Below are 24,195 nucleotides of genomic sequence, written 5' to 3' on the forward strand. Positions count from 1 at the left end.
GTCCCTATCCGTCGCGGGCGCAGGAAATTTGAGGAGAGCTGTCCTTAGTACGAGAGGACCGGGATGGACATACCGCTGGTGTACCAGTTGTCTTGCCAAAGGCATCGCTGGGTAGCTATGTGTGGACGGGATAAATGCTGAAAGCATCTAAGCATGAAGCCCCCTTCAAGATGAGATTTCCCATTACGCAAGTAAGTAAGATCCCTCAAAGATGATGAGGTGGATAGGTCTGGGGTGTAAGTACGGCGACGTATGTAGCTGACAGATACTAATCGATCGAGGACTTAACCTATTTTAAAAAGTAGTTACTTGAACTACACAATGTCTTTTATTCAGTTTTGAGTGAATAAAATTCACTCAAAATTTATTAAAAATAATGCTTGCATTAATAATAACAAGTGTTATAATAATAAATGTCCTCAAGAAAGAGGATACTTAGTCTGGTGACGATGGCGAAGAGGTCACACCCGTTCCCATACCGAACACGGAAGTTAAGCTCTTCAGCGCTGATGGTAGTTGGGGGTTTCCCCCTGTGAGAGTAAGACGTCGCCAGGCAATTCTATTCTTAAGATTAATACTGAGTGTTTTATACATAACCTATTGATCGAATAGAAAAAGAATATACTAATTTAACACTATAATTATACCCAGGAGGATTAGCTCAGCTGGGAGAGCACCTGCCTTACAAGCAGGGGGTCGGCGGTTCGAGCCCGTCATCCTCCACCATATATTCTACACCTGCCGGTGTAGCTCAACTGGTAGAGCAACTGACTTGTAATCAGTAGGTTGAGGGTTCAAGTCCTTTCGCCGGCACCACTTAGTACGAGCCGTTAGCTCAGTTGGTAGAGCATCTGACTTTTAATCAGAGGGTCACAGGTTCGAATCCTGTACGGCTCACCATTTTTACACAGTAGTGATATATTGCGGGTGTGGTGGAACTGGCAGACACGCTAGACTTAGGATCTAGTGCCTTCGGGCGTGGGGGTTCGACTCCCTTCACCCGCACTTTAATGCGGAAGTAGTTCAGTGGTAGAATACGACCTTGCCAAGGTCGGGGTCGCGGGTTCGAATCCCGTCTTCCGCTTTTAAATTCCACTCTTGCCGGGGTGGCGGAACTGGCAGACGCACAGGACTTAAAATCCTGCGGTAGGTGACTACCGTACCGGTTCGATTCCGGTTCTCGGCACCAATTAATTTTATAATATGCGCCTGTAGCTCAATTGGATAGAGCGTCTGACTACGGATCAGAAGGTTGTGGGTTCGACTCCTGCCAGGCGCGCCATATTATTTATAAATTCTATATCTTTTATATCCTTTATAGTCGGGAAGTAGCTCAGCTTGGTAGAGCACTTGGTTTGGGACCAAGGGGTCGCAGGTTCGAATCCTGTCTTCCCGACCACTTATTGGGGCCTTAGCTCAGCTGGGAGAGCGCCTGCCTTGCACGCAGGAGGTCAACGGTTCGATCCCGTTAGGCTCCACCAATAATGTTTTATGACTGACTAATTGCAGCGGCGTAGCTCAGTTGGCTAGAGCATACGGTTCATACCCGTAGGGTCGGGGGTTCAAATCCCTCCGCCGCTATCCTAAGGACCTTTAGCTCAGTTGGTTAGAGCAGACGGCTCATAACCGTCCGGTCGCAGGTTCGAGTCCTGCAAGGTCCACCAGATTATTTATTTCACGGAGGAATACCCAAGCCCGGCTGAAGGGATCGGTCTTGAAAACCGACAGGGGTGTTAAAGCCCGCGGGGGTTCGAATCCCTCTTCCTCCGCCATATTTTCTTTAACAAAAGCTTTACTTTACTAAGTAGTTATGTTAAGATAATAAAGGCGTTAAGTTATTAAGAAGAAATGTTTTTATTGTCGCGGGGTGGAGCAGTGGTAGCTCGTTGGGCTCATAACCCAAAGGTCACAGGTTCAAATCCTGTCCCCGCAACCAAGGTCCCGTGGTGTAGCGGTTAACATGCCTGCCTGTCACGCAGGAGATCGCGGGTTCGATTCCCGTCGGGACCGCCATTTTATACATACGCTTCAAAAAGGCGTCTTTCTAGAAATACCAAATGTGGCTCAGTAGCTCAGTCGGTAGAGCAAAGGACTGAAAATCCTTGTGTCGGCGGTTCGATTCCGTCCTGAGCCACCATGAATGCGGGTATAGTTTAGTGGTAAAACCTCAGCCTTCCAAGCTGATGATGGGAGTTCGATTCTCCCTACCCGCTCCAATATGGGCCTATAGCTCAGCTGGTTAGAGCGCACGCCTGATAAGCGTGAGGTCGGTGGTTCGAGTCCACTTAGGCCCACCATTCCGCAGTAGCTCAGTGGTAGAGCAATCGGCTGTTAACCGATCGGTCGTAAGTTCGAGTCTTACCTGCGGAGCCATTTTTATGGGGAAGTACTCAAGTGGCTCAAGAGGCGCCCCTGCTAAGGGTGTAGATCGCGAAAGCGGTGCGAGGGTTCGAATCCCTCCTTCTCCGCCATAATTTTGGCCCCTTGGTCAAGCGGTTAAGACACCGCCCTTTCACGGCGGTATCACGGGTTCGAATCCCGTAGGGGTCATACATACAAAAAGGTATTGCACAACTGTGCAATACCTTTTTTCTATTCTTTACTTATAAATTATATAGGAAGTAACTGAGCGTTATATAGAGGCTTTTCAATGGGATCGAATCGTGTTACAAATATGAATGGTCGTCCTATTTATAGAAGTTGTATGCTACCGCTTATATCCTCAAACTGACAGTCAATACTAAGCAAAACCTACTGTACCTATAGAACGAAAGCATATGTAAAAGAGTAAGTCCCACGAGCCTTGCTCGTGGGACTTACTCTTTTGAATTATTTATCTTCCTTCACGTCAATATAGCTATCACGTTCTTTAAAAGGGATATCGCCTAGTGGTGATTCAATTCCTTCTTCATCCAACTCATCCTCATATTCTATCACTTGTTCATTGCGTACAAAGCCAGCTGGTTCACCTGTAATGTCGGATACTGCAAACTCTTCGTATTCTTCTACACTATCATCCATTTCTTCATCATATAAATCCCCGTAGTCACGATTTTTATTACCCGAGAAGTCGGAAGGGGTTTCAGATGTTCCGGACTGTGCGATTTCTTGGAAGCTATCCTCGTAATCAATTGCATCACCTTCTCTTCGTGCAGCGAATGAATTCGGATCTGCCATGGTTAATAAATCATCTTCAACCGGCCGATCAGTTGGGACATCTTTTTTTGCATCTTCGATACACACAGTAGTGTAAGGGATCGCTTCTAAGCGCTCAAACTGTATTTCCTTACCACAGACTTCACATGTGCCGTACGTGCCTTCTTTGATAGCTTGTAGTGCATTCTGGACGTTCTCCAGTTCACTTTCTGCATGTGTGTTTAGTGCCATGTCCTTTTCACGTTCATATAGTTCTGTTCCCATGTCAGCAGGGTGATTATCATACATCGATAATTCACCTACGTCTTCCTGGGCATTCTTTACGATTTCCGTCTCATTATCCGTTTCAGTCAAACGATCTTCCATAGCTCGTAATTCTTTTTCGAGTTGTTGAATTTGTTTAGTTGTTAACAATGTAGTCACGACCCTTTCTATGTGGCTTTCCTAGTTTACTCATGAAGTCTAAGAAAGCTTTCTTATTTCAGTCTTTCCCTTTTTACAAGCTAGAGTAAACCTTTACAACAAAAAACGTCCACCTTTTTAGTGTGGACGTTGTGTGTGCAGTTTATTCAGATGAAGTGAGCAATGAGAATGCCGATACCGAGAAGCAGTCCGAACAGCGTATTGGTAACGCCAGTATCCTTCATTGCTGGCATGACTTGGATGGGTTGGTTATGTTTGCGAAAAGTTTTCGTAGCATGTAGCGGTTTGGGGATGCTCAGTAATACGAGTAATGCCCATGGAGACACATGTCCTGTCACAACCAGTACAATGATCCATACATAGGAGATGATGAAAAACAGTGCCAATATTGTTACAGCATGATTTCGACCTACGAGAATCGCCATAGTTTTTCTGCCACCCTTAGTATCCTGTACAATATCACGAATATTATTTGCTAACATAATGGCTCCGACTAATAGCATGCTTGGTACAGATAGCAATATCGCGTTGCCCGTGACAGTTCCTGTTTGGATATAGAATGCGATCAAGATCAATAGCATGCCCATAACAAATCCAGAAACGAGCTCGCCAAATGGTGTATAGGCAATCGGGTAGGGTCCACCCGTATATAAATAGCCAATCAGCATGGCAACGGAACCTACGGCAGCTAACCACCAGGAAGTTTCCATGCAAATGTAAATGCCCAGGAGAACAGATAAGCCATACAGAATGAGTGCTAGATTTAATACGGTTTTAGGCTGTACGCCGTTCCGAACGATCGTACCGCCAATACCGATCGAGTGTTCATCATCGAGTCCTCGTTTGAAATCGTAGTATTCATTGAACATATTTGTGGCCATCTGTAGCAATAAACTGGCTACAAGCATCGCTAGAAATAGTGGGAAATGAAGTGGACCGTATTGTAGCGCAATCATGGTACCTAAAAAGACGGGTGCAAATGCGGCGGTCAATGTGTGGGGGCGTGTCAGTTGCCACCAAACTCGCCAGCCGGTATCGGTTTCTATAGTGTGTTGCACGGGTAATCTCTCCTTATACATGTAGTCATCATCTGATAGTATACAACAAAAACAAGCAGTTAGGTAAGAACAGACAACCATTAAAAATAATTGTCGAATGCTCTTCCATACAGCGAGACATTATATATTAAGTACAGCGTCCAATGTGCTAGAATAGAGGTACTTATCGTTCGGAGAAAGTATGTCTGGACGTAAATTGTCGAAAAACATATAGCATGATGAGAAGGAGAGAGTGGGATGATTCGGAAATTGACCGATCGGGAGAAGACGGTTCCGGCAACAGGCGCTAATTCTCGTTTTTTTACGGAAACATTGGAAGTGGAAACGTTAAGTCCGCTTGCTTTTTTTGAAGCAGGCCTTTCACATTATGGTGAGCATCGTTTCTTCTGGCAAAATGCAGACAAGACAGTAAAACTTGTCGGTTTAGGTCAGGCTACAGTTTTAACAGCGGAGAAGGATCGCTTTCAGTCAATCTCTTCACAATGGGCAGCATTATGTGAAGTTTTAATTAAAGAAGAAAAGGATATCGATCCGGTGTTGTTTGGCGGATTTTCTTTTGATCCTCATACACGTCAAGATGATGAGTGGAGTGCTTTTCCAGCCGCTTATTTCACTGTGCCTTTATTCCAATTGAAAATCGAAAAAGGCAAAACGTATGTGTCGATTAATTATATTACGGAAGAACCGCAAGCGGCAGCAGACTTTGAAGCATTGCGTCAAGAACGTGACCGCTTGATTCATATTGCACAGGTTGACGAATTTACGTTCCAAGGAAAGCCGGACGTGATCAACCAAACAGAATTGGCTACGGACCGCTATATGGACGCTGTAGAGCATGTTACATCACATATTCAAGCGCAAGAGGCAGAGAAAGTAGTCATTGCACGTAAAATTAAATTGACGTTTGAAGAAGAATTCCGAAAGGCTGCTGCATTGCATACAATTACGAATGAACAGTCTGCAAGTTACCACTTTGGCCTGCAAATTGGCGATGAGATGTTCTTCGGTGCAACCCCTGAACGCTTGGTTGAAATTTCTAAGGGGCGTGCGTATTCAGCGTGTGTAGCAGGTTCTATTGAACGCGGAAAGACGTCTCAAGAAGACCAACGACTTGGAGAAGTGTTATTACGAGATAAGAAAAATCGTGAAGAACATCAGTATGTAGTCGATATGATTACAGAAGTCTTTGCGGAATTTTGCACATCATTGCAAGTCAATAGAACACCAAAACTTTTAAAAGTACGAGATATACAGCATTTATTCACACCGGTTGAGGGAGAGCTTGCGGACGACATGGATATATTCCGTCTAGTGGAAGCACTTCATCCGACACCTGCTTTAGGTGGGGTCCCACGGCAGAAAGCGCTTGAAATCATTCGCGAAGAAGAGCAAATGGATCGAGGCTTTTATGCTGGACCGATTGGCTGGGCGGATTCTGCGGGCAATGGAGAATTTGCGGTAGCGATCCGTTCAGGTCTGCTAACTGGTAATGAAGCGTATTTGTATGCTGGTGGCGGTATTGTAGCCGATTCTAGACCAATGGAAGAATATGCGGAAACATGGGTGAAATTTCGTCCTGTGTTACGCGCACTCGGAGGCCGTTTACATGAATGATCACGAAACAGGATTAACGAGTTATGTGCTTCGCTTAACGGATACCCTTATTCGGCAAGGAGCGAAAAGGGCGGTTATTAGTCCAGGTTCCAGATCGACACCGCTTGCTTATGCATTTATGAATTCTAAGGACATGCAGACGTATATGCATACCGATGAGCGTTCAGCCGCTTTTTACGCACTTGGATTAGTGAAGGCAACTGGGCAACCAGTTGTTTTACTATGTACATCAGGAACAGCAGCATCGAACTATCATCCTGCAATTACGGAAGCGTTTTATGCAAGATTGCCGTTGATCGTCATCACAGCGGATCGTCCGCATGAATTACGTGAAGTTGGGGCTCCACAGGCGATTGATCAAATTCGTATGTTTGGGGAACACGTCAAAGATAGCGTCGATTTTCCTATGCCTGAAAATCGAGAAGACATTTTACGGTATATGGAACAACGTGCAGTTAGACTTCTTTCTGTTGCGAAAACTGCTCCACAAGGACCTGTACACTTGAATGTACCATTTCGAGAACCTCTACTAATTGATTTACAAGCAACCGCGCCTGTCAGTCGGTTCCAGCAACAGTTAGTAGGGGATTTGGCTGTAACGGAAGAAATGAAAACAGTACTTGAAACGTCCATTACGCAATCTAAAAAAGGCATACTTGTCATGGGCGAGCAAGCGACTACTCTAGATAAAGAGCGTTTCTGGGAGTTTGCTAAAGCACTTCAATGGCCCGTACTATGTGATCCGTTATCCAATCTGCGCTCACAAGTACCGACAGATTGTGACGATCTTTGTATTGATCAGTATGATGCGTTGCTAAAAAGTGAAGTGTTTGCCGAAAAGATGCGACCTGATTGCGTCATACGATTCGGCCCGCAGCCCATTTCTAAACCATTACTCTTGTTTTTAAAGAAGACTTGTCCAGAAACATATATTGTGGTTGATGATTCACCAAATTATCGTGACCCGATTGGTCTGACTACTCATCATTTGCAAGTGAGTGCAGCGAGTATTTGGCAGCAAATATCTGTACCTTGCGAGCGGACTGAGTATACGAAACAGTGGACTGAAGCCAATCAAATTTCCACAGACGTAATGAATGAAGATCAACATTTCCATCAAGATGAAGGTCACTTTGTTCGTCAATTCATTGTCAATTTACCGGACCACTCCGATGTAGTCTGCAGCAGCAGTATGCCGATTCGAGACTTAGATACTCATTTCCAAAAGACGAACCGTGATATTTCATTGTTCTGCAATAGAGGGACAAATGGAATTGATGGGGTAGTTTCGACTGCTCTTGGTATTCAAGAAGGCCGTAAACGTAAGACGTATTTATTAATTGGAGATTTGGCGTTTTTGCATGACGTCAATGGACTGATTATTTCACGTCTACAGCAAACCGATTTGACGATTGTTCTAATTAATAACAATGGTGGCGGGATTTTCTCCTATTTGCCGCAAGCTTCTATTGAACACTATTATGAGCAGTTATTTGGGACACCAACTAATTTAACGTTCCATCATATCGCAGCGATGTATGAAGCGCAATATGATGCGGTTGATACGACACTAGCATTTGAACAGGCGATGCAAACAGATAAAACGGCTAATCTACGAATTATTGAAGTGGCGACAGTGCGTGCTGACAATGTGGAAGCGCATCGCTCTGTGTGGCGGGAAATTGCGAAGAGGGTGGAACGCATTGGCGACTGAAGTATTGACAATCAGAGGTATTGATACACACGTTGCACGGTACGGAAATGAGCAATTACCGGCAGTCGTCATGTTGCATGGTTTCACAGGTTCAACAGCTACTTGGCAGAAAACGATTGAAGTGCTTATGACGGATTATTATGTACTAGCAGTCGATTTAATTGGACACGGCAAGACGGAAGCGCCTGAAACGATGAACCGTTACAAGATGGAAGAACAAATAAAGGATTTGTATGAAGTCTTGCAGAAGCTTGAAATTAAGAAACCAATCTTACTTGGTTACTCGATGGGGGGCCGTGTCGCCTTAGGCTATACTGCAACGTATCCTGAAGAGGTTACGAGTCTGGTTCTTGAGAGCAGTTCACCAGGCCTGCGTACGTCAGAACAGCAGCTCGCAAGGCGAACAGCTGATGCCAAGCTTGCGGATAGGATAGAACGACAAGGGATGATAGAATTCGTCGACTTTTGGCAGGAGATTCCGTTGTTTCATTCACAGAAGAAGTTGTCTGAATCACAACAGCAAGCAGTGCGCGCTGAACGCCTCAATCAACGACCGACAGGTTTAGCAAACAGTTTACGAGGGATTGGAACGGGCAGTCAGCCTTCCTACTGGCAAGTGCTTGAGCAACTGTCACTTCCTGTGTTATTGCTTACCGGTAGTGAAGACGAGAAATTTGAAAATATTGCGCAGGAAATGATGAAAAGCCTGCCAAATGCGCGGCATGAAACGATAAAAGATGCTGGGCATGCAATTCACGTGGAAAAACCTCAACAATTTGCTACAATGATAAAGAGCTATCTGAAAACAGTGTGAAAATCGAGGAGGAATTTATTATGACCCGTCAATGGGAAACGCTTCGTACATATGATGATATCAAGTACGAAATGTACAATGGTATCGCAAAAATCACGATTAATCGTCCGGAAGTGCGCAACGCATTCCGTCCAAAAACTGTAATGGAATTGATCGATGCATTTTCACGCGCAAGAGATGATCAACGAATTGGAGTTATCGTGTTAACTGGTGAAGGAGAGAAAGCTTTCTGTTCAGGAGGCGATCAATCTGTTCGTGGTCACGGTGGATATGTCGGAGACGACGAAATTCCACGCTTGAACGTCTTAGATCTTCAACGCTTGATTCGCGTTATTCCAAAGCCAGTTGTCGCCATGGTTGCAGGATACGCAATCGGTGGCGGTCACGTGTTACACGTAGTATGTGACTTGACGATTGCTGCAGACAATGCACGTTTCGGACAAACAGGACCTACTGTAGGCTCGTTCGACGCAGGGTATGGTTCAGGGTACCTCGCGCGCATTGTAGGCCACAAGAAAGCACGTGAAATTTGGTACCTATGCCGTCAATATGACGCGCAGGAAGCACTCGATATGGGCTTAGTCAACACAGTCGTTCCTTATGAGCAGCTGGAAGACGAAACGGTTCAATGGTGTGAAGAAATGCTAGGCAAGAGTCCAACTGCACTTCGCTTCTTGAAAGCGGCAATGAATGCCGATACAGATGGTTTGGCAGGACTTCAGCAATTGGCTGGAGATGCAACATTGCTATATTACACAACGGATGAAGCGAAAGAAGGACGCGACGCGTTTAAAGAAAAACGCAAACCAGACTTCGATCAATTCCCACGTTTCCCTTAAATAAATGAAAGCTGCCTAATTGGGGCAGCTTTTTCATTACGTTAATTTTTAATTGGAGGAATTACTTATGATGATCCCTAATTGGCTTATGCAACGGGCGAAATTGACGCCTGACGCATCCGCTTTAGTTACTGGGCAAGGACACTGGTCATACCGCGAACTATATGAACAATCCCTTGAAATCGCACAACAACTTCATCATCTTGGAGTTCAGTCAAATAGCAGGGTAGCGCTGCTTAGTCAGTCTAATGACCAAACGGTACTTTTCATCCATGCATGCTGGTTATTAAGTGTGGAAGTAGTCTGTCTGAACAATCGGCTGACTGAACAGGAATTACGCTGGCAAGTACGTGATTCCGAAGCCAAACTTGTACTTGTAGATGATCAAATACAGACACCTCCGGAATTGGATGACATTAAGAGCTTATTTTATTCTGCAGTTCGAGAGTCTGATCCAAAAGAGTTCATTATACTGGAACAGTGGAATGAAGATCAGACGCTTTCGATTATGTACACTTCGGGCACTACAGGCGTACCTAAAGGAGTTCGACAGACAGCAGGCAATCATACGTCGAGCGCACTCGCATCTGCGCTTAATCTCGGATTGACGGATAAAGATTCATGGCTTTGTATGATGCCGTTATTCCACATAAGTGGACTATCGATTGTCATTCGCTCAGTGATCTACGGAATGGAAATGCGCTTGTACGAAAAATTTGATGCAAAAGAAGCTGCTTCACAAATTATAGCAGGGCACGTAACGGCCATGTCGGTCGTTGCCCTGACGTTGGATCAAATTGTTCGTGTGATGGAAGCAACTGATAGCAAAGCACATCCACTATTCCGTACGATGCTCGTTGGCGGCGGACCTGTGCCGCTGGATTATTTGGATCGCGCGACTGCGTGTGGATTACCGATACTTCAGACATATGGCATGACTGAAACATGTTCGCAAACGACAACACTTGGAAAAGCAGATGCCGTGCGAAAGGTAGGTTCAGCGGGAAAACCGTTATTTTTCAATCAAATTGCAATTAAAGATACTGTTCAACCGGGTGAAGTAGGTGAAGTGCTCATAAAAGGTCCTCACGTGACGCCAGGTTATATTGGAAGCCAGAGTACACGCAATGCGCTGACCGAAGACGGTTGGCTCGCTACAGGGGATGCTGGCTATCTTGACGAGGAAGGCTATTTATTCATCGTCGATCGACGTGCTGATTTGATTATTTCAGGTGGGGAGAATATTTATCCTGCCGAGATTGAAAATGTTTTGCTAGCGCATCCTGCTATAAGGGAAGCGGGCGTATGTGGGAAAGAAGATACGGAGTGGGGGCAAGTACCTGTTGCATTCCTCGTTGGTTCAGTTAATGAAGATGAACTGTTGGATTTCTGTTCCGAACGTCTAGCACGCTATAAACTACCAAAAGAATTTCGATTCGTAGAGCAACTGCCACGTAATGCATCAAATAAACTGATGCGGTTCGAATTGAAAAAATGGCTATAAAAAAACAGTGGAGTATTCGTCCACTGTTAGTTCCCTAATGCTTTTTTCAGTACTTCTAGATTTTGTTCCATAAGAGAGAAGTACGTTTCTTTCTTTTGAATATCTTCTTCAGTAAGTACACTTAAATTATGCAAGGTAAGCGTTTCGGCATTCAGTTCTTTTTTTATGACTTCAGCCAATTTTGAGCTGACATTTTGTTCAAATAAAATATACTGAATGTCTTGTTCTTTTGCATCTTTTACAAGAGAGGCCAATTCCTTTTGAGAAGGTTCATTCTGGGAATCAAGACCGGATACTGCAAGTTGCTGTAATCCATAAGCGTCTGCCAAGTAGCCAAATGCAGCGTGAGACACGAAGAATGTTTTGTTTGGTGCGGCATCAGCCATTGTTTTAAATCCGCGATCCAATTCTTCTAATTCGTCATATAAAACTTCGAAGTTTTTCTTGAATGCCTCTGCATGCTCAGGCAATTCATCCGACAACTCTTGCGTGATTTTCTCTGCAAGCTTCGTACTAAGATAAGGAGATATCCAAACGTGTGGATCGATCGCATCTTCATGTCCATGATCGTCATGCCCATGATCTTCATGCTCTTCTTCTCCATGTTCGTGTGAATGTCCACCTTCCAATTCCTCAGGATCAATATAATCGGCAATCGGAACAAACTGAACATCTTCATTCTGCAATGTTTTCTCTGTCTTTTGTACAAAACCTTCAAGACCAAGTCCGATATAGAAGAATAGATCTCCCTTTGCCAAGGCCATCATATCTTTCTGTGTAGGTTCAAAGACGTGTTCATCTGTGCCAGGCGGATAGATGGATTTCACGTCAACATACTCTCCACCAATGCGTTCAGTGAAATATTGCAATGGGTAGACTGTCGTATAGACGAGTAATTGATCGGATGAGGAATCATCCGTTTCAGTCGTTGCAGAATTGGTACAACCACTTAACACGAGCAGCAAAGCGGCACCTAGCAACAGCAAACGATTTTTCATTAGAAAAGCCTCCGTTACGTAATCGGAATGATTACTATTTAGATTATTTTCTCATCATACAAGATATGCTATATGTTTGCAACCTAGTACGGTGCATTTTTATTCGTTTTTTTTGGGAGGTACCGGATCAAATCCACCTTTATGAAATGGATGACATTTTAAAATCCGCATTACCGCTAGCCAACTACCTTTAAGCACTCCGTGTGTCTCAATGGCTTCCATTCCGTAATGGGAACATGTCGGGTGAAATCGGCAAGAGGGCGGAGATAGGGGAGAAATAAACTTCTGGTAGAATCGAATTAGTCGGATCAATACTTTCTTTAGCATTTTCATCACCTTTAGATGTAATAAGGTTTAGTTTACCTATATCTGTGGTAAATTAAAAGAGAGAAGCATAAAACGATTAGAGGAGTGTTTTTTTTATGTCTAAAGAATTAATTCAAGAGCTAAACAAACAAGTATCTACATGGTCGGTGTTGTATGCGAAACTTCATAACTATCACTGGTATGTAAAAGGTAGTCATTTCTTCACATTGCACGCTAAATTTGAAGAATTATACAATGAAGCAACAGTGCATATGGATGAAATCGCGGAGCGCGTGCTAACTTTAGGCGGTGAACCGACTGCAACACTATCACAGCATTTGTCTGAATCTGTTGTCGACGAAGCAAAAGGCACAGAAAAAGCGAATGATATGGTGCAAACATTAGTAGATGACTTCGATAAGACGATGAAGTCATTGAAAAAAGGTATGGAACTTGCCTCGAAGGATTCAGATGATATGACGGAAGATATGTTGAATGCGGTTTACCAGAGCGTTGAGAAGCATCAGTGGATGTTAAATGCATTTCTTGGCGAAACAAACGAGTAAATCCCTTCATTCATCAAGATATTAGCCGATAGTAAGAAGTGAATACCAGAGAGGAGTTGAACGACATGGATATCAATTCAATTATGTCCAGCCAGTTGAGAAGCTTGCAATCAACCGTTCAAATGAGCGTTATGAACAAAGCCCTTTCAATGGAGACTTCTGCTATGAATGATATGTTGAACGGCCTTGAAAATCAACCAGTTGCGCATCCAACAAAGGGCGCTTCTATTGATATCAAGGCTTGATAGGGGAGCACACATCTCATATGAGTAGAGATGTGTGTTTTTTTTATGGAAGTAAGCAAAATTCCTGTCAGAATATAAATAAAATTATACACAGTGGGAGGTATATTGAAGATGGCTCAAGGACAGTTTTTGCGAAATTTAATTATTGAAACCCCTTCTAAACCGGGAAATCTTGGCAAAGTAACTATGGCAATCGGTCAGTTGAATGGAGATATTGGTGACATCCAGACGATTAAAGTAGGAACGCTTTCCACGATTAGAGAAATCGCGCTACAATGCAATGATCAAGAGCATTTGGCTGAAATAGTTGTGGCAATCGAGAACTTGAAACAAGGTATTAAAGTTCAAGCTGTTACTGATGATGTACTGCAAATGCATGAAGGTGGCAAAATTCATATGAAAGCCACACATGAAATCCGTTCACTTGCAGATTTACGAAGAGTGTATACACCAGGTGTGGCAAGTGTATGCAAAACTATTCAGGAAGATCCCGAACAGGCAAATTATTTCACAGGTATTTCAAATACAGTAGCAATCGTGACAGATGGTACGGCTATTTTAGGACTTGGAGATATTGGCCCTGTAGCTGGTATGCCTGTCATGGAAGGGAAAGCTGTTTTGTTTGATCAATTTGTTGGAATTAGTGGCATTCCGATTTTACTTGATACGAGTGATCCTGATGAAGTCGTAGAAACAGTCAAACATATTCATCAAGGCTTTGGTGCGATCTTACTGGAAGATATCGGGTCCCCGCATTGCTTTGAAATCGAAGAGCGTTTGAAAAAAGAATTACCGATTCCTGTTATGCATGATGATCAGCACGGCACAGCAGTCGTTGCATTGGCAGCAGCGCTCACAGCATGCAAACATGTCAGAGTGGAGCTGGCTAATGCTTCAGTCGGACAAATCGGTCTTGGTGCAGCAGGCTTAGCCATTAGTCGTATGTTTATGGCATATGGTGTAGCAGAAATGAAAGGAACAGATCCCAATCCTCATGCTAAAGAGATGTTAGCGGAGTATGGCGGTACTGTTGTAGAGACAATGGAAGAAATTATGGAGACATGTGATTTGGTTATCGCGACAACTGGTGTTGCGAATCTAATCAAGCCAGAAATGATTCGAAAAGGACAAATCATCTTAGCTTTATCTAATCCAAATGCAGAAATTTCCCCAGAAATCGCATTAGAAGCAGGCGCGGCCTATGCGGCTGATGGCCGTTTAGTCAATAACGTTCTGGGTTTCCCCGGGATCTTTCGAGGTGCGCTTAATGCCAATGCAAAATCCATCTCGTACCCAATGCTCATCGCTGCAGCTCTGGCGATCGTGGATAGCACAAAGCGTGACGATTTAGTACCACATCCATTAGATCCAAATGTACACATTAACGTGGCGTTGGCAGTTGAAAAAGTAGTGTATGAAGAGCAAGAAAATGAATAATCATTCGATGACCTATTAACTAAATACCGTTAATAGGTTTTTTGTGCAGAATAAATTCTTCATTACGAGGTATCCTACGTAAAAAAGAAAGTAGGATGATTATGATAGAAGAAAAATATCCGATGTATATATCAATTAATCACAAAATGGTTCTCACAGACCCTCACGCTTCGACATGGGAATACAAAGTAGAAGTTACAAGAGAAGCATATCCTGTATTCGAAAAATTATTTTCTCAAATGGAACAGCTGGAATTTCAAAACTTTTTGCGGTCCCATTTACCGTATATTCCCTATCACTATGATCAAGACAATGACAAAGTGGATTTACGCTTGAAGAAAATCTTTGCCTTGATCCATGAATACACAGACGATGAATCCAAACGTTTTATCGAGCAACTACCGCTATTTCGTTGATTCCTCGCTGACCTTTCCGCTACACTAGAGGAAAGGACGTGATCCATATTGCTGAAATTTGAAGATTTACAGGGAGCCAATGTCGAATTGACTTTTGGACCCAATTCACATCAAATCGAATCTCGCCATGTGCTCGTTATTATTAAGCGCGATGAACACTGGTTATTGACCAAACATAGAATTCGCGGTATTGAGTTCCCAGGTGGAAAAGCGGAACCGGGAGAGACAATTGAACAAGCTGCCATTCGGGAAACAATGGAAGAGACAGGAGTCACTATAGAGAACGTCCATTCATTTGCTGAGTACGTCGTCTTTACTGAACCACCGTTCTGCAAAGCCGTTTTTACAGGAGATATAACACATGTGGAAAACGACTTTACATTGATGGAAACCGAAGGAGCGGTGTGGATGACAGACGCTGAACTGAACGCCTGTAAAGAACTCAGCTTTCATATGAAAGATCGTGGAATGGGTGAACTTAGGAAGTGGGTGGAAGCGAATGATGGAACAAACTGATGGTCAAATCATTCGAAGAAAAGACTATCCTTCACCAAATCCACAAGTTACATTAGAAGAAATTACCTATAGTTCTGATGGCTTGCATGTAAAAGGGCTGCTCGCAACACCAAAAGCAAAAGGACGGTATGATGGCTTGCTTTATTTACGTGGAGGCATACAACATGTGGGAATGGTTAGACCGGCGCGTATTGCACAATTTGCCTCCCATGGGCTTGTCGTGTTCGCCCCTTACTATCGCGGAAATCGTGGTGGTGAAGGGAAGGATGAATTTGCTGGAGAAGATCGCAATGATGCAGTAGTAGGAGTAGAAGTACTCAAACAGCAACGTGCTGTCAACTCAGATCGCATTCATCTGTTTTCTTTTTCGAGAGGTGGAATCATGGCATTATGGACGGCCATTATGCGCGATGATTTAACTTCCATGGTGACATGGGCAGGAGTCTCAGACGTGATATTCACGTACAAAGAGCGACAGGACATGCGCAGGATGATGAAGCGTGTCATTGGTGGAACGCCGAATAATCAACCAGATGCGTATCGTGAGAGAACAGCATTGTTCCGAACGGAAGATATCGATATTCCGACACTGATTATTCATGGAACACTCGATACGAATGTGTCTTTTGAACAGGCATTATTGCTGGAGAATGCATTGCGTGATGAGAATAAAGAATTTGAAACTTGGTACTTGGAAGGCTACACGCATTATATTCCTCCTGAAATGAACCGGAAGCTTGTGAAAGACGCAGTGGATTGGATGAAGCGGCACTGAAGAGGATAGGCTAGGTTAAATGTGTTAGATCAGCTATTCTTGGTCGTTGGTCGATTTAGTATTTGGTATTGAAAGTAGCGAGTGTCATGCTTTGGACCCGGGCAGGCACGTGGGGGATTGCCTACAGCCATAAGCCAACTGGTGATAGTGCTGCCAGTTGTCTCATGGCCACGGCCTACCCCGCAGTTGTGCCTGCGGTGCTACGGGGGGGAGAAGTTAGGTTGTGTTTTATAGTAGATGAAACCAGCGACTGTGTGCTACTCATCTTTTATCTTCGCAAAACAACTACCTACTGCCGTATCTTACGTATCCGTATCAAAGCCAAAAGAAATTTAAAACCAAAAAAGAGGCTGACCAGGAATTCCTGATCAGCCTTTTTCATATGTCATTACTTAATAACGGGTGGTCCGCCTTTGATTGCGATGTCTTCTGAAACGTGTGAGAATTTCTTGAAGTTCTCACGGAAAGCATCAGCTAAACGATTTGCTTCTTTATCGTATTCGTTCGGATCTTCCCAAGCATAACGAGGGTGTAGAACATTACTTGGTACACCTTCGATTTCAAGTGGCATGTTCAATCCGAAGATTTCGTTCTTCTTTGTTTCTACATTATCCAATTTACCGGCAATTGCAGCGCGTACCATTGAACGTGTGTAGCCCAAGTTCATACGTGAACCTACACCATAGATTCCGCCAGTCCATCCTGTATTCACAAGGAATACTTTTGAACCGTGCTCATCAATTTTCTTTCCAAGCATCTCTGCATATGTTGCTGCAGGAAGTGGTAAGAATGGTGAACCGAAACAAGTAGAGAATGTTGGTTCAGGAGCAGTGATTCCACGCTCAGTTCCAGCAAGTTTGGAAGTGAAACCGCTCAAGAAGTGGTACATTGCCTGTTCTTTTGTAAGAATCGAGATTGGAGGCAATACGCCAGAAGCATCAGCTGTTAGGAAGATGATGTTCTTCGGGTGACCAGCAACAGACGGTGTCACGATATTATCGATATTTTCAATCGGATAAGCAGCACGTGTGTTTTCTGTTAATGATTTGTTGTCATAATCTGGAATACGCGTTTCTTCATCCAGTACTACGTTTTCTAAAACAGCACCGAAACGGATTGCTCCGAAGATTTCAGGTTCTTTTTCAGCAGAAAGGTTGATACACTTTGCGTAACATCCACCTTCAATGTTAAATACGCCATTATCAGACCAGCCGTGCTCATCGTCACCAATAAGTTTACGGTTAGCATCTGCTGAAAGTGTCGTTTTACCTGTTCCAGAAAGACCGAAGAATAGAGCAACATCGCCTTCTTCTCCAACGTTTGCTGAACAGTGCATAGATAAGATATCTTGCTCTGGAAGCAAGAAGTTCATAACAGAGAAAATAGACTTTTTCATTTCACCAGCGTACTCTGTACCACCGATCAAGACGATGCGCTTTTCAAGCGACACAATGATGAACGTTTCAGAGTTTGTGCCATCCACTTCTGGATCCGCTTTGAATGAAGGGGCAGCCAAAATTGTGAATTGCGATTCGTGTGTTTTTAATTCTTCTTCGGTTGGACGGATGAATAATTGGTGAACAAACAGATTTTGCCAAGCTAATTCATTAATTACTTGGATAGACAATTGAGAGTCTTTATCTGCTCCTGCAAACCCTTTAAATACAAAGAGTTCATCTTTTAACTTCAAATGATCAATGACTTTCGTGTATAATGAATCAAAGATCTCTTCTGAAATCGGACTGTTCGTGCTACCCCAATCTACTTTATCCTTAGACACTGCATCTTCAACGATGAATTTGTCCTTAGGTGAGCGTCCTGTATATTTACCTGTACGTGCAGTGATCGCACCGTCGGCAGAAAGTTTGGCTTCGTCTCTTGCTACTGCTTTTTCCGTTAATTCTGCCACAGACGCTTGGATCGTCACGTTGCTTCCACTAAGAAGACTTTTTAAGCTATCATCAATTTTTGCAGATATCATGTTTACATACCGTCCTTTGCGTAGTCGATTTATTTTTATCTTAATAAGAATATCCTAATTCGTAAATAGTATAACACATTAAGAATATTAATCTATACTAATGGAAAACTCAAGTGATTTAGGATAAATAATTTGACAAAATCCAAACTTTTTAATACGATGTGACATGAACGGATACTCTTATCCCGAGTTGGTGGAGGGTACAGGCCCTGTGAAACCCGGCAACCTGCAATAGACGTACGTCTAACGCGAAGGTGCCAAACCTGAAGCAAGGTTTAATTCCTTGGACGATAAGAGTGAAAGGTGCTGCGCGTGAAATTTTGCCTTTTACTCATGGATTGAATATGAGTGGAGGGCTTTTTATATTGTCTAGCCCTGAATCCTTATGGTATATGCTTGACGTCTAGGCGTGGAACTTTACCAGGGACTTATGAGAGTACCGTATCATGATGCTTAATATAGGGGGAAACAAAATGACAAACCGTCGACTGTTTACATCAGAATCAGTTACAGAAGGCCATCCTGACAAGATGTGCGACCAAATATCAGACGCAATTTTAGATGCGATCCTAGCGGAAGATCCAAATGCGCGTGTGGCATGTGAAACGAGCATCACGACTGGACTCGTATTAGTAATGGGAGAAATCACTACAACAACGTATGTGGATATTCCGAAAGTCGTTCGCGACACTGTAAAGGAAATCGGGTATGTTCGTGCGAAATATGGCTTCGATTACGAGACGTCCGCTGTACTTACTTCCATTGACGAGCAATCACCTGAAATCGCTGCAAGTGTCAACGTGGCACTCGAAGCACGTGAAGGTTCTATGTCAGATGAAGAATTAGATGCAATCGGTGCAGGAGACCAAGGTCTAATGTTTGGATATGCATGTAATGAAACGCCGGAATTAATGCCTTTACCGATTAGCCTTTCTCATAAATTGGCACATCGCTTGGCGCAGGCACGTAAAGAGGAACTTATTACGTATTTACGTCCTGACGGAAAAACACAGGTAACGGTAGAATACGATCAAGATAATAATCCCGTGCGAATTGACACAATCGTTATTTCCACACAACATCATCCTGAAGCGACACTCGAGCAAATTGAGAAGGATATAAAGGAAGTTGTCATTGATGCAGTAGTTCCAAAAAACTTATTGGACGAGCATACTAAATACTTCATTAATCCTACTGGCAGCTTTGTTGTAGGTGGACCTCAAGGAGATTCCGGTCTGACTGGACGTAAAATCATCGTTGATACGTACGGTGGATATGCCCGTCATGGTGGCGGTGCTTTCTCGGGGAAAGACGCTACAAAAGTAGACCGTTCCGCTTCTTATGCAGCACGCTATGTTGCAAAGAACATCGTTGCAGCAGGACTTGCTGAACACTGTGAAGTTCAGTTGGCGTATGCTATTGGAGTAGCGAGCCCGGTTTCGATTTCGATCAATACATTCGACACCGGTAAACTTTCAGAGACTCAATTAGTGGAGTTCGTACGCGAATTATTTGACCTTCGTCCAGCGGGAATCATTAAAATGCTTGACCTGCGTCGTCCAATCTACAAACAAACAGCAGCATACGGTCACTTCGGCCGCACTGATATCGAATTGCCATGGGAACAGACGGATAAAGTGGAAGCGTTGAAAGAACTTGCTAGTAACGTACGTGTGAAACAATAAAGTACTGGAACGCAGAAAGAGAACTCACAGTCTCTTTCTGCGTTTTTTATTTGCTCGCTGGCGAAATATGAAGAGGAATCACTTCATAGTCTGCCTCTTTATAAGCTACTTGTAATCCTTTAGCCTCAATATCTTTTTTTAACACCTTCTTTTGCTTCACTTCCACATCAAACGCTCTGCTGAATGGATAATCCTCTACCTTAATCGTGTGCTGATCTGCAAAGTATATTCCAATTCGTCCTTTCGGTAATGAATGGAAATTATCTGGAGAAGGAATACCATTACGAAAAAATATATGTTCATTTGCTTTGTCTACACCTGGTTCATTCACACAGCAATACAAGGAAAAATTATCACCAAGCTGAAGCAAAGCGAAATGCTTTTCGAATAGTTCTTTATTGAAATCCTCGACTTCTTTACGTAAACGTTCTCGACGACTCTGTTCACCCTCAATAAATAGCTTTGCTTCTTTCCCGTTATTGCCCTGTATAAACTGTTCATAATGAAGACTGCAAAGTATAGCTGCATAAAGATCTATATTTTCTACAACATCAATCCCTTGACGATAAAGTACCGTTTTAGGGAGAAAAGGAAAGTCAGTGAATTGAAATGGTTTAGACTTCGCATCATTCCAAAAAGGCTGTTCGTCAAAAGGAGCCCAACCGATGTCATGGTTCCTAATGGCAGTTAGTACAGAATGACGCCATTGATCATCAGGAAACATCTCCTTTTTCCAGTGTTTCATTAATTCTTCAGCTAGGTGTGCATGATGATGTTGTTGCACGAAGCTGAATGACTTCTTGTGTTCACGTACAATCATTGTGCTTCATCCTTTCTTGTCAGGAGGGGCGTCGTCATTTTGTATGATTTCTTCTTTTATCTTTTCTTGTACTTTTTGCATTCTCTCTACTTCTTCCTGATACATTTCCTCTGCTTCTGTTGTAGCCGGAATAATAGGCTCTTCATTGAAGTCGACACGTTTTCCATATCGTAGAAGTTCATAAATAATCATTCCGTTATTCGGCTTACCATTTACCGTTTTCATTGGAATAGAGTCAAATAACACGAAATAGAAAGCATAGAAAATAAAACGGTTCCAGAATGTTTTAGAGTCTTCGAAAAAACCATTTGCAATCAGCGCATTCATTGTGAGCGCCACGACAACATTAATCAAAATAGGCCCTGCATATATACATATATAAGCAAAATTACTTTTCCTCTTCACTGAATCAAATGAAAACCAGCTATTCACATGATAATATTTTCGTATATCTAAAACGCCTAATTTTAAAAGTCTGGGTCCAGAACCAATAGTGAGTCTGGCATTTTTCACACCGAAGAGCCCACTAATAACAAAATACCCAGCTTCTCTTAGGAACGTAACGACAGGTAAAATGATGAAACTAGAAATTACCAAGCCGAGGAGGTCTGCTAAACCAAACATATCATGTCGACTCCTTCTATAAGTTCTTCATATGATGATTCAATGGCGTAATAGTAAAATACCCATTTTCCTCAAAATAAATCGTTTTAGTAACATTTTGATATAAACATACTAGTAGAGGTTATGTTTAAATTAAAATAGTGTGGGAAATTATAAAATATTAGCCGAATATACGTAGTTTTCTGAGGAGGAATAGAACATGGCGAAAATAGCAATAGAAATACCATTTGATGATGTGAAACAAGCATTAGAAGAAAAAGGACATGAAGTGAAGATGTTTGCAAGTGATGAACATCTAAGCGGCTATGACATGGGCGTTGTACGTGCATTAAGCGATGTCAACATCGACCAATTCGACTTCCCAGTAGTGAGCATTGAAGGCAACTCCGTACAAGACATTGTAGGAGATGTAGAAAAAAGATTACATCGCTAATAATTGAATATATTCTATTTAGAACTGAAGAACAAATCCAATAGGGAATTGTTCTTCAGTTTTTTTGCATAGAAAATAAAAGAATTGATCGTAGGCGACTGCTTGCTACGTTTTGTAAAGGTGATCCCACGTCATTTAACCTTTGGAAGTTGACAAGAAGCCAATGGGACAGTAAACTGGTCAACATTGACTCGTGAGTCAATGAATAAAAAGAAGTGAGTTGAAAAACCTTTATGTCACCCCGAAAGAATGAAAAGATTCAAGAGATTCGCGATATTCGGCAGCACGAATTAAAAGAAGCCGCTATCGAATTATTTGGTACGAAAGGGTACGCAGCAACAAAAATTAGTGATATCACAAACAAAGCCGAACAAAGTCATGGCTTGTTTTACCACTACTTCAAGTCAAAAGAAGATCTGTACGTTAAGGTTATTCTTGAGTTACTCACTGTAATCATCGGTACAGTTGATCAAGCAGAGGAAGAACATGACAGTCCTTTAAAGCAATTGGAATGGCTTACTGAAGTAACCCACTCTGGCTCATTGAGAGACGGGGTACATCGCCATATCTTGATTATGCAAGCTTTGTATTCGGATCATTTAACACAAGAAGTGAAAGAAGAAATTGTGGGAAAATATCGATTCATGGTTGAACGTATTGAACATATTATTATAAGAGGACAAATCTCCGGAGAGTTTATTGAAGGAGATGCAGAAGAATTAGCTGTGTATCATTTATCTTTAGTGCATGGTTTGTTATTAACAAATGCTCGGAAAATTTCACCCATTAAAGTATCAGCTGAAAAAGTATTGCGCCAACTTAAGCGGCATCCAGGACAGGGGGATGACCAATGAAACGCATGTTAAAACCAACGATCATTTCCATTTCAATGGCTACGGTTATGGCGGGAGCTGCTATTTCTCCAGCCCTTGGATTGATTGCAGCAAACTTCCCAGAGGCAAATCCCGTGATGATCAAGCTAATTTTAACCGCCCCTTCTTTATTCATCATTCCATTTACATTTATCTCCAGTTGGCTGACGTCAAAGATACCTAAACGCACAGTTGCTTTAATTGGTTTATTCATTTATGTAGTCGCAGGGGTAGGAGCACAGTTCACCAATACGATTGAAATGTTACTAGCCTTTCGATTTATTTTAGGAGCTGGTGTCGGTTTAGTAATGCCGCTTGGGATCACGTTAATCAGTGATCATTTTGCAGGCCGTGAGCAAGTGAAAATGATGGGGTATAATTCAGCATTCAGTAATTTTGGTGGAATTATTACTATGATGCTAGCGGGTTACTTAGCTGCCATTAGTTGGAGAGCTCCATTTAATGTATATTTAATGGGTGTCGTGATTTTCATTATGGTCTTCCTATTCTTGCCGAAAGACATTCCGCATACACAGGACAAAGGCATTCCGAGAAGTAAAATGCCACTGATGGTTTTTGGATATGCAGCAGCTTCTGCAGGTATAATGCTAGTTTATTATTCGGTTGCTACGAATATGGCACTCTACTTGGAGCAAAGCAATATAGGTGGCTCCGCATTGGCAGGTACAGTGATTTCCTTTACAACTGTAGGGGGGATGATTACGAGCCTGACATTGATTCAGCTACAAGATATCTTGAAATCGTATATCATGCCGATTAGTATACTCCTCATGGGTGTTGCATTTACTGGTTTGGCTTTAAGTCATTCAGTCCCATTAATTTTAGCTTGTACGTGTATAATTGGCTTTGGCCAAGGAATTTTATTTCCAATCATCAACGTTAAAGCGTTAAGCTTGGTCAATCCTCTCCATAGTGACCGTGTGATTGCTATAGTATCTAGTTCAATTTTTATTGGTCAGTTCAGCTCACCTTTATTATTGGATGGCATTGCAAGTTTAGCAGGCTTTCCCACAATTCGTTTCCAATACTCCGTGATAGGTATTGCGCTAGGTATCGCGGTTTTACTAATCATTTTGTTTAAGGTTTTCAGAAAATCTAAAGTGTCAGCAATAGAGGCTTAAATAAAAATGAGACGTACCTAATTTGGCACGTCTCATTTTTTATTACATTTGAATGTCGGTTTGTCCGAATGCTTCATATTCTTGCATTAATGATTGAAGCGGTAATTCGTACAGTTGTTTCCCATCAATTTTGAATACCCCTTTTAAAACGAGCTCTTCAATCATTTTGTCTCGTTTTGATTCACATACCTTTTTGTTTGTTTCCATCTCACATTTCCTCCTTGATTCCCCATCTAACTATAGCCGATTTTAACCTG

General features: G+C 42.6%; 23 protein-coding genes, 20 tRNA genes, 2 rRNA genes and 1 riboswitch. Of the genes, 37 read left to right on the forward strand and 8 right to left on the reverse strand.

The window, feature by feature from the left end; all coding sequences use genetic code 11:
• The 22 genes from H605_RS0115915 to H605_RS0116020 form a co-directional block, all read left to right on the forward strand.
• Window positions 1-292: ribosomal RNA gene (locus H605_RS0115915) — 23S ribosomal RNA — on the forward strand; the annotation flags it as partial.
• 147 nt (window positions 293-439) lie between these two features.
• A 5S ribosomal RNA gene (gene rrf, locus H605_RS0115920) occupies window positions 440-555 on the forward strand.
• Window positions 556-650: 95 nt separating this feature from the next.
• Window positions 651-726 (forward strand) — tRNA-Val (locus H605_RS0115925).
• Window positions 727-740: 14 nt separating this feature from the next.
• Window positions 741-816: transfer RNA gene (locus H605_RS0115930), tRNA-Thr, on the forward strand.
• Window positions 817-824: 8 nt separating this feature from the next.
• Window positions 825-900, forward strand: a tRNA-Lys gene (locus H605_RS0115935).
• A 23-nt stretch (window positions 901-923) separates the two neighbouring features.
• A tRNA-Leu gene (locus H605_RS0115940) sits at window positions 924-1,005 on the forward strand.
• A gap of 7 nt (window positions 1,006-1,012) precedes the next feature.
• Window positions 1,013-1,084: transfer RNA gene (locus tag H605_RS0115945), tRNA-Gly, on the forward strand.
• Window positions 1,085-1,100: 16 nt separating this feature from the next.
• Window positions 1,101-1,189 (forward strand) — tRNA-Leu (locus tag H605_RS0115950).
• Between the two features lie 16 nt (window positions 1,190-1,205).
• A tRNA-Arg gene (locus H605_RS0115955) sits at window positions 1,206-1,282 on the forward strand.
• A gap of 40 nt (window positions 1,283-1,322) precedes the next feature.
• Window positions 1,323-1,399, forward strand: a tRNA-Pro gene (locus H605_RS0115960).
• Window positions 1,400-1,405: 6 nt separating this feature from the next.
• Window positions 1,406-1,481 (forward strand) — tRNA-Ala (locus H605_RS0115965).
• 26 nt (window positions 1,482-1,507) lie between these two features.
• Window positions 1,508-1,581: transfer RNA gene (locus tag H605_RS0115970), tRNA-Met, on the forward strand.
• 6 nt (window positions 1,582-1,587) lie between these two features.
• A tRNA-Ile gene (locus H605_RS0115975) sits at window positions 1,588-1,664 on the forward strand.
• Window positions 1,665-1,679: 15 nt separating this feature from the next.
• A tRNA-Ser gene (locus H605_RS0115980) sits at window positions 1,680-1,772 on the forward strand.
• 89 nt (window positions 1,773-1,861) lie between these two features.
• Window positions 1,862-1,936, forward strand: a tRNA-Met gene (locus tag H605_RS0115985).
• 1 nt (window position 1,937) lies between these two features.
• Window positions 1,938-2,013, forward strand: a tRNA-Asp gene (locus tag H605_RS0115990).
• Window positions 2,014-2,061: 48 nt separating this feature from the next.
• Window positions 2,062-2,137: transfer RNA gene (locus H605_RS0115995), tRNA-Phe, on the forward strand.
• A gap of 5 nt (window positions 2,138-2,142) precedes the next feature.
• Window positions 2,143-2,216 (forward strand) — tRNA-Gly (locus H605_RS0116000).
• Between the two features lie 4 nt (window positions 2,217-2,220).
• Window positions 2,221-2,297 (forward strand) — tRNA-Ile (locus tag H605_RS0116005).
• A 1-nt stretch (window position 2,298) separates the two neighbouring features.
• Window positions 2,299-2,373, forward strand: a tRNA-Asn gene (locus tag H605_RS0116010).
• Window positions 2,374-2,380: 7 nt separating this feature from the next.
• Window positions 2,381-2,471, forward strand: a tRNA-Ser gene (locus H605_RS0116015).
• A gap of 7 nt (window positions 2,472-2,478) precedes the next feature.
• Window positions 2,479-2,550 (forward strand) — tRNA-Glu (locus tag H605_RS0116020).
• A 279-nt stretch (window positions 2,551-2,829) separates the two neighbouring features.
• Here the strand turns inward: H605_RS0116020 and H605_RS0116025 are convergent.
• Entirely contained in the window at window positions 2,830-3,579 is a 750-nt protein-coding gene (locus H605_RS0116025; protein ID WP_232321249.1) for a TraR/DksA C4-type zinc finger protein, read from the reverse strand.
• A gap of 146 nt (window positions 3,580-3,725) precedes the next feature.
• A complete protein-coding gene (locus H605_RS0116030) occupies window positions 3,726-4,637 on the reverse strand; it encodes a 1,4-dihydroxy-2-naphthoate polyprenyltransferase (RefSeq protein ID WP_029055119.1) in 912 nt (303 codons plus the stop codon).
• Between the two features lie 237 nt (window positions 4,638-4,874).
• Between H605_RS0116030 and H605_RS0116035 the strand changes: the two genes are divergently transcribed.
• The 5 genes from H605_RS0116035 (at window position 4,875) to H605_RS0116055 (ending at window position 11,122) form a co-directional block, all read left to right on the forward strand.
• Window positions 4,875-6,251: an isochorismate synthase gene (locus tag H605_RS0116035; protein WP_029055120.1), complete on the forward strand. Its 1,377-nt coding sequence runs from the start codon at window positions 4,875-4,877 to the stop codon at window positions 6,249-6,251.
• Window positions 6,244-7,965, forward strand: a complete 1,722-nt coding sequence (gene menD, locus H605_RS0116040; RefSeq protein WP_029055121.1) for a 2-succinyl-5-enolpyruvyl-6-hydroxy-3-cyclohexene-1-carboxylic-acid synthase — start codon at window positions 6,244-6,246, stop codon at window positions 7,963-7,965. The genes H605_RS0116035 and menD overlap by 8 nt, the downstream gene beginning before the upstream one ends.
• Window positions 7,955-8,779, forward strand: coding sequence for a 2-succinyl-6-hydroxy-2,4-cyclohexadiene-1-carboxylate synthase (menH, locus tag H605_RS0116045; RefSeq protein WP_198040333.1), 825 nt, complete (start codon window positions 7,955-7,957; stop codon window positions 8,777-8,779). Before menD ends, menH begins: the two co-directional genes overlap by 11 nt.
• A 20-nt stretch (window positions 8,780-8,799) precedes the next feature.
• Window positions 8,800-9,618 (forward strand): 1,4-dihydroxy-2-naphthoyl-CoA synthase, encoded by an 819-nt coding sequence (gene menB, locus H605_RS0116050; protein ID WP_029055123.1) that lies wholly within the window; start codon window positions 8,800-8,802, stop codon window positions 9,616-9,618.
• A gap of 67 nt (window positions 9,619-9,685) precedes the next feature.
• The gene (locus tag H605_RS0116055) at window positions 9,686-11,122 is read left to right on the forward strand and encodes an o-succinylbenzoate--CoA ligase (protein WP_232321248.1); all 1,437 of its coding nucleotides are present in this window, start codon (window positions 9,686-9,688) and stop codon (window positions 11,120-11,122) included.
• 26 nt (window positions 11,123-11,148) lie between these two features.
• On the opposite strand, the gene H605_RS0116060 is transcribed toward H605_RS0116055, so the two are convergent.
• Window positions 11,149-12,120: a metal ABC transporter solute-binding protein, Zn/Mn family gene (locus tag H605_RS0116060; protein WP_029055125.1), complete on the reverse strand. Its 972-nt coding sequence runs from the start codon at window positions 12,118-12,120 to the stop codon at window positions 11,149-11,151.
• 99 nt (window positions 12,121-12,219) lie between these two features.
• Window positions 12,220-12,447 carry a membrane protein insertion efficiency factor YidD gene (yidD, locus tag H605_RS18765; protein WP_081657981.1) on the reverse strand — a complete coding sequence of 76 codons (228 nt, stop codon included), beginning with the start codon at window positions 12,445-12,447 and terminating at the stop codon, window positions 12,220-12,222.
• Between the two features lie 95 nt (window positions 12,448-12,542).
• Here yidD and H605_RS0116065 point away from each other — a divergent pair, with 95 nt between their 5' ends.
• The 6 genes from H605_RS0116065 to H605_RS0116090 all read left to right on the forward strand — a co-directional run bounded on the left by H605_RS0116065 (window position 12,543) and on the right by H605_RS0116090 (window position 16,381).
• Complete coding sequence (locus H605_RS0116065) at window positions 12,543-12,992, forward strand: Dps family protein (protein ID WP_029055126.1); 450 nt, start codon at window positions 12,543-12,545, stop codon at window positions 12,990-12,992.
• Window positions 12,993-13,057: 65 nt separating this feature from the next.
• Window positions 13,058-13,237 carry a putative motility protein gene (locus H605_RS0116070; protein ID WP_029055127.1) on the forward strand — a complete coding sequence of 60 codons (180 nt, stop codon included), beginning with the start codon at window positions 13,058-13,060 and terminating at the stop codon, window positions 13,235-13,237.
• A gap of 111 nt (window positions 13,238-13,348) precedes the next feature.
• Window positions 13,349-14,674, forward strand: a complete 1,326-nt coding sequence (locus tag H605_RS0116075) for an NAD-dependent malic enzyme (protein WP_029055128.1) — start codon at window positions 13,349-13,351, stop codon at window positions 14,672-14,674.
• 101 nt (window positions 14,675-14,775) lie between these two features.
• Window positions 14,776-15,090, forward strand: a complete 315-nt coding sequence (locus H605_RS0116080) for a hypothetical protein (RefSeq protein WP_037562276.1) — start codon at window positions 14,776-14,778, stop codon at window positions 15,088-15,090.
• 48 nt (window positions 15,091-15,138) lie between these two features.
• Entirely contained in the window at window positions 15,139-15,606 is a 468-nt protein-coding gene (locus tag H605_RS0116085; RefSeq protein WP_029055130.1) for an NUDIX hydrolase, read from the forward strand.
• The gene (locus tag H605_RS0116090) at window positions 15,590-16,381 is read left to right on the forward strand and encodes an alpha/beta hydrolase family protein (protein WP_029055131.1); all 792 of its coding nucleotides are present in this window, start codon (window positions 15,590-15,592) and stop codon (window positions 16,379-16,381) included. Before H605_RS0116085 ends, H605_RS0116090 begins: the two co-directional genes overlap by 17 nt.
• Before the next feature lie 388 nt (window positions 16,382-16,769).
• Here H605_RS0116090 and pckA read toward each other — a convergent pair whose 3' ends face one another.
• On the reverse strand, window positions 16,770-18,362 hold the full coding sequence (gene pckA, locus H605_RS0116095) for a phosphoenolpyruvate carboxykinase (ATP) (protein ID WP_029055132.1): 1,593 nt from the start codon (window positions 18,360-18,362) through the stop codon (window positions 16,770-16,772).
• A 177-nt stretch (window positions 18,363-18,539) separates the two neighbouring features.
• A riboswitch (SAM riboswitch) is annotated at window positions 18,540-18,659 on the forward strand.
• Window positions 18,660-18,835: 176 nt separating this feature from the next.
• Here pckA and metK point away from each other — a divergent pair.
• Window positions 18,836-20,047 (forward strand): methionine adenosyltransferase, encoded by a 1,212-nt coding sequence (metK, locus tag H605_RS0116100; protein ID WP_029055133.1) that lies wholly within the window; start codon window positions 18,836-18,838, stop codon window positions 20,045-20,047.
• Between the two features lie 46 nt (window positions 20,048-20,093).
• Here the strand turns inward: metK and H605_RS0116105 are convergent, their stop codons facing one another.
• Window positions 20,094-20,867, reverse strand: a complete 774-nt coding sequence (locus H605_RS0116105; RefSeq protein WP_029055134.1) for a DUF3891 family protein — start codon at window positions 20,865-20,867, stop codon at window positions 20,094-20,096.
• Between the two features lie 6 nt (window positions 20,868-20,873).
• Window positions 20,874-21,491: a hypothetical protein gene (locus H605_RS0116110; protein WP_029055135.1), complete on the reverse strand. Its 618-nt coding sequence runs from the start codon at window positions 21,489-21,491 to the stop codon at window positions 20,874-20,876.
• A 199-nt stretch (window positions 21,492-21,690) separates the two neighbouring features.
• Here H605_RS0116110 and H605_RS0116115 point away from each other — a divergent pair, with 199 nt between their 5' ends.
• The 3 genes from H605_RS0116115 (at window position 21,691) to H605_RS0116125 (ending at window position 23,938) form a co-directional block, all read left to right on the forward strand.
• Window positions 21,691-21,924, forward strand: coding sequence for a YkuS family protein (locus H605_RS0116115; RefSeq protein WP_029055136.1), 234 nt, complete (start codon window positions 21,691-21,693; stop codon window positions 21,922-21,924).
• Between the two features lie 233 nt (window positions 21,925-22,157).
• Entirely contained in the window at window positions 22,158-22,778 is a 621-nt protein-coding gene (locus H605_RS18490; protein ID WP_029055137.1) for a TetR/AcrR family transcriptional regulator, read from the forward strand.
• A complete protein-coding gene (locus H605_RS0116125; RefSeq protein ID WP_037562278.1) occupies window positions 22,775-23,938 on the forward strand; it encodes an MFS transporter in 1,164 nt (387 codons plus the stop codon). Before H605_RS18490 ends, H605_RS0116125 begins: the two co-directional genes overlap by 4 nt.
• A gap of 42 nt (window positions 23,939-23,980) precedes the next feature.
• Here the strand turns inward: H605_RS0116125 and H605_RS18770 are convergent, their stop codons facing one another.
• On the reverse strand, window positions 23,981-24,145 hold the full coding sequence (locus H605_RS18770; protein WP_081657982.1) for a Fur-regulated basic protein FbpA: 165 nt from the start codon (window positions 24,143-24,145) through the stop codon (window positions 23,981-23,983).
• Window positions 24,146-24,195 lie beyond the last annotated feature (50 nt).

Source organism: Sporosarcina ureae DSM 2281, from assembly GCF_000425545.1.
In the GTDB taxonomy this organism is placed as follows: Bacteria; Bacillota; Bacilli; order Bacillales_A; family Planococcaceae; genus Sporosarcina; species Sporosarcina ureae.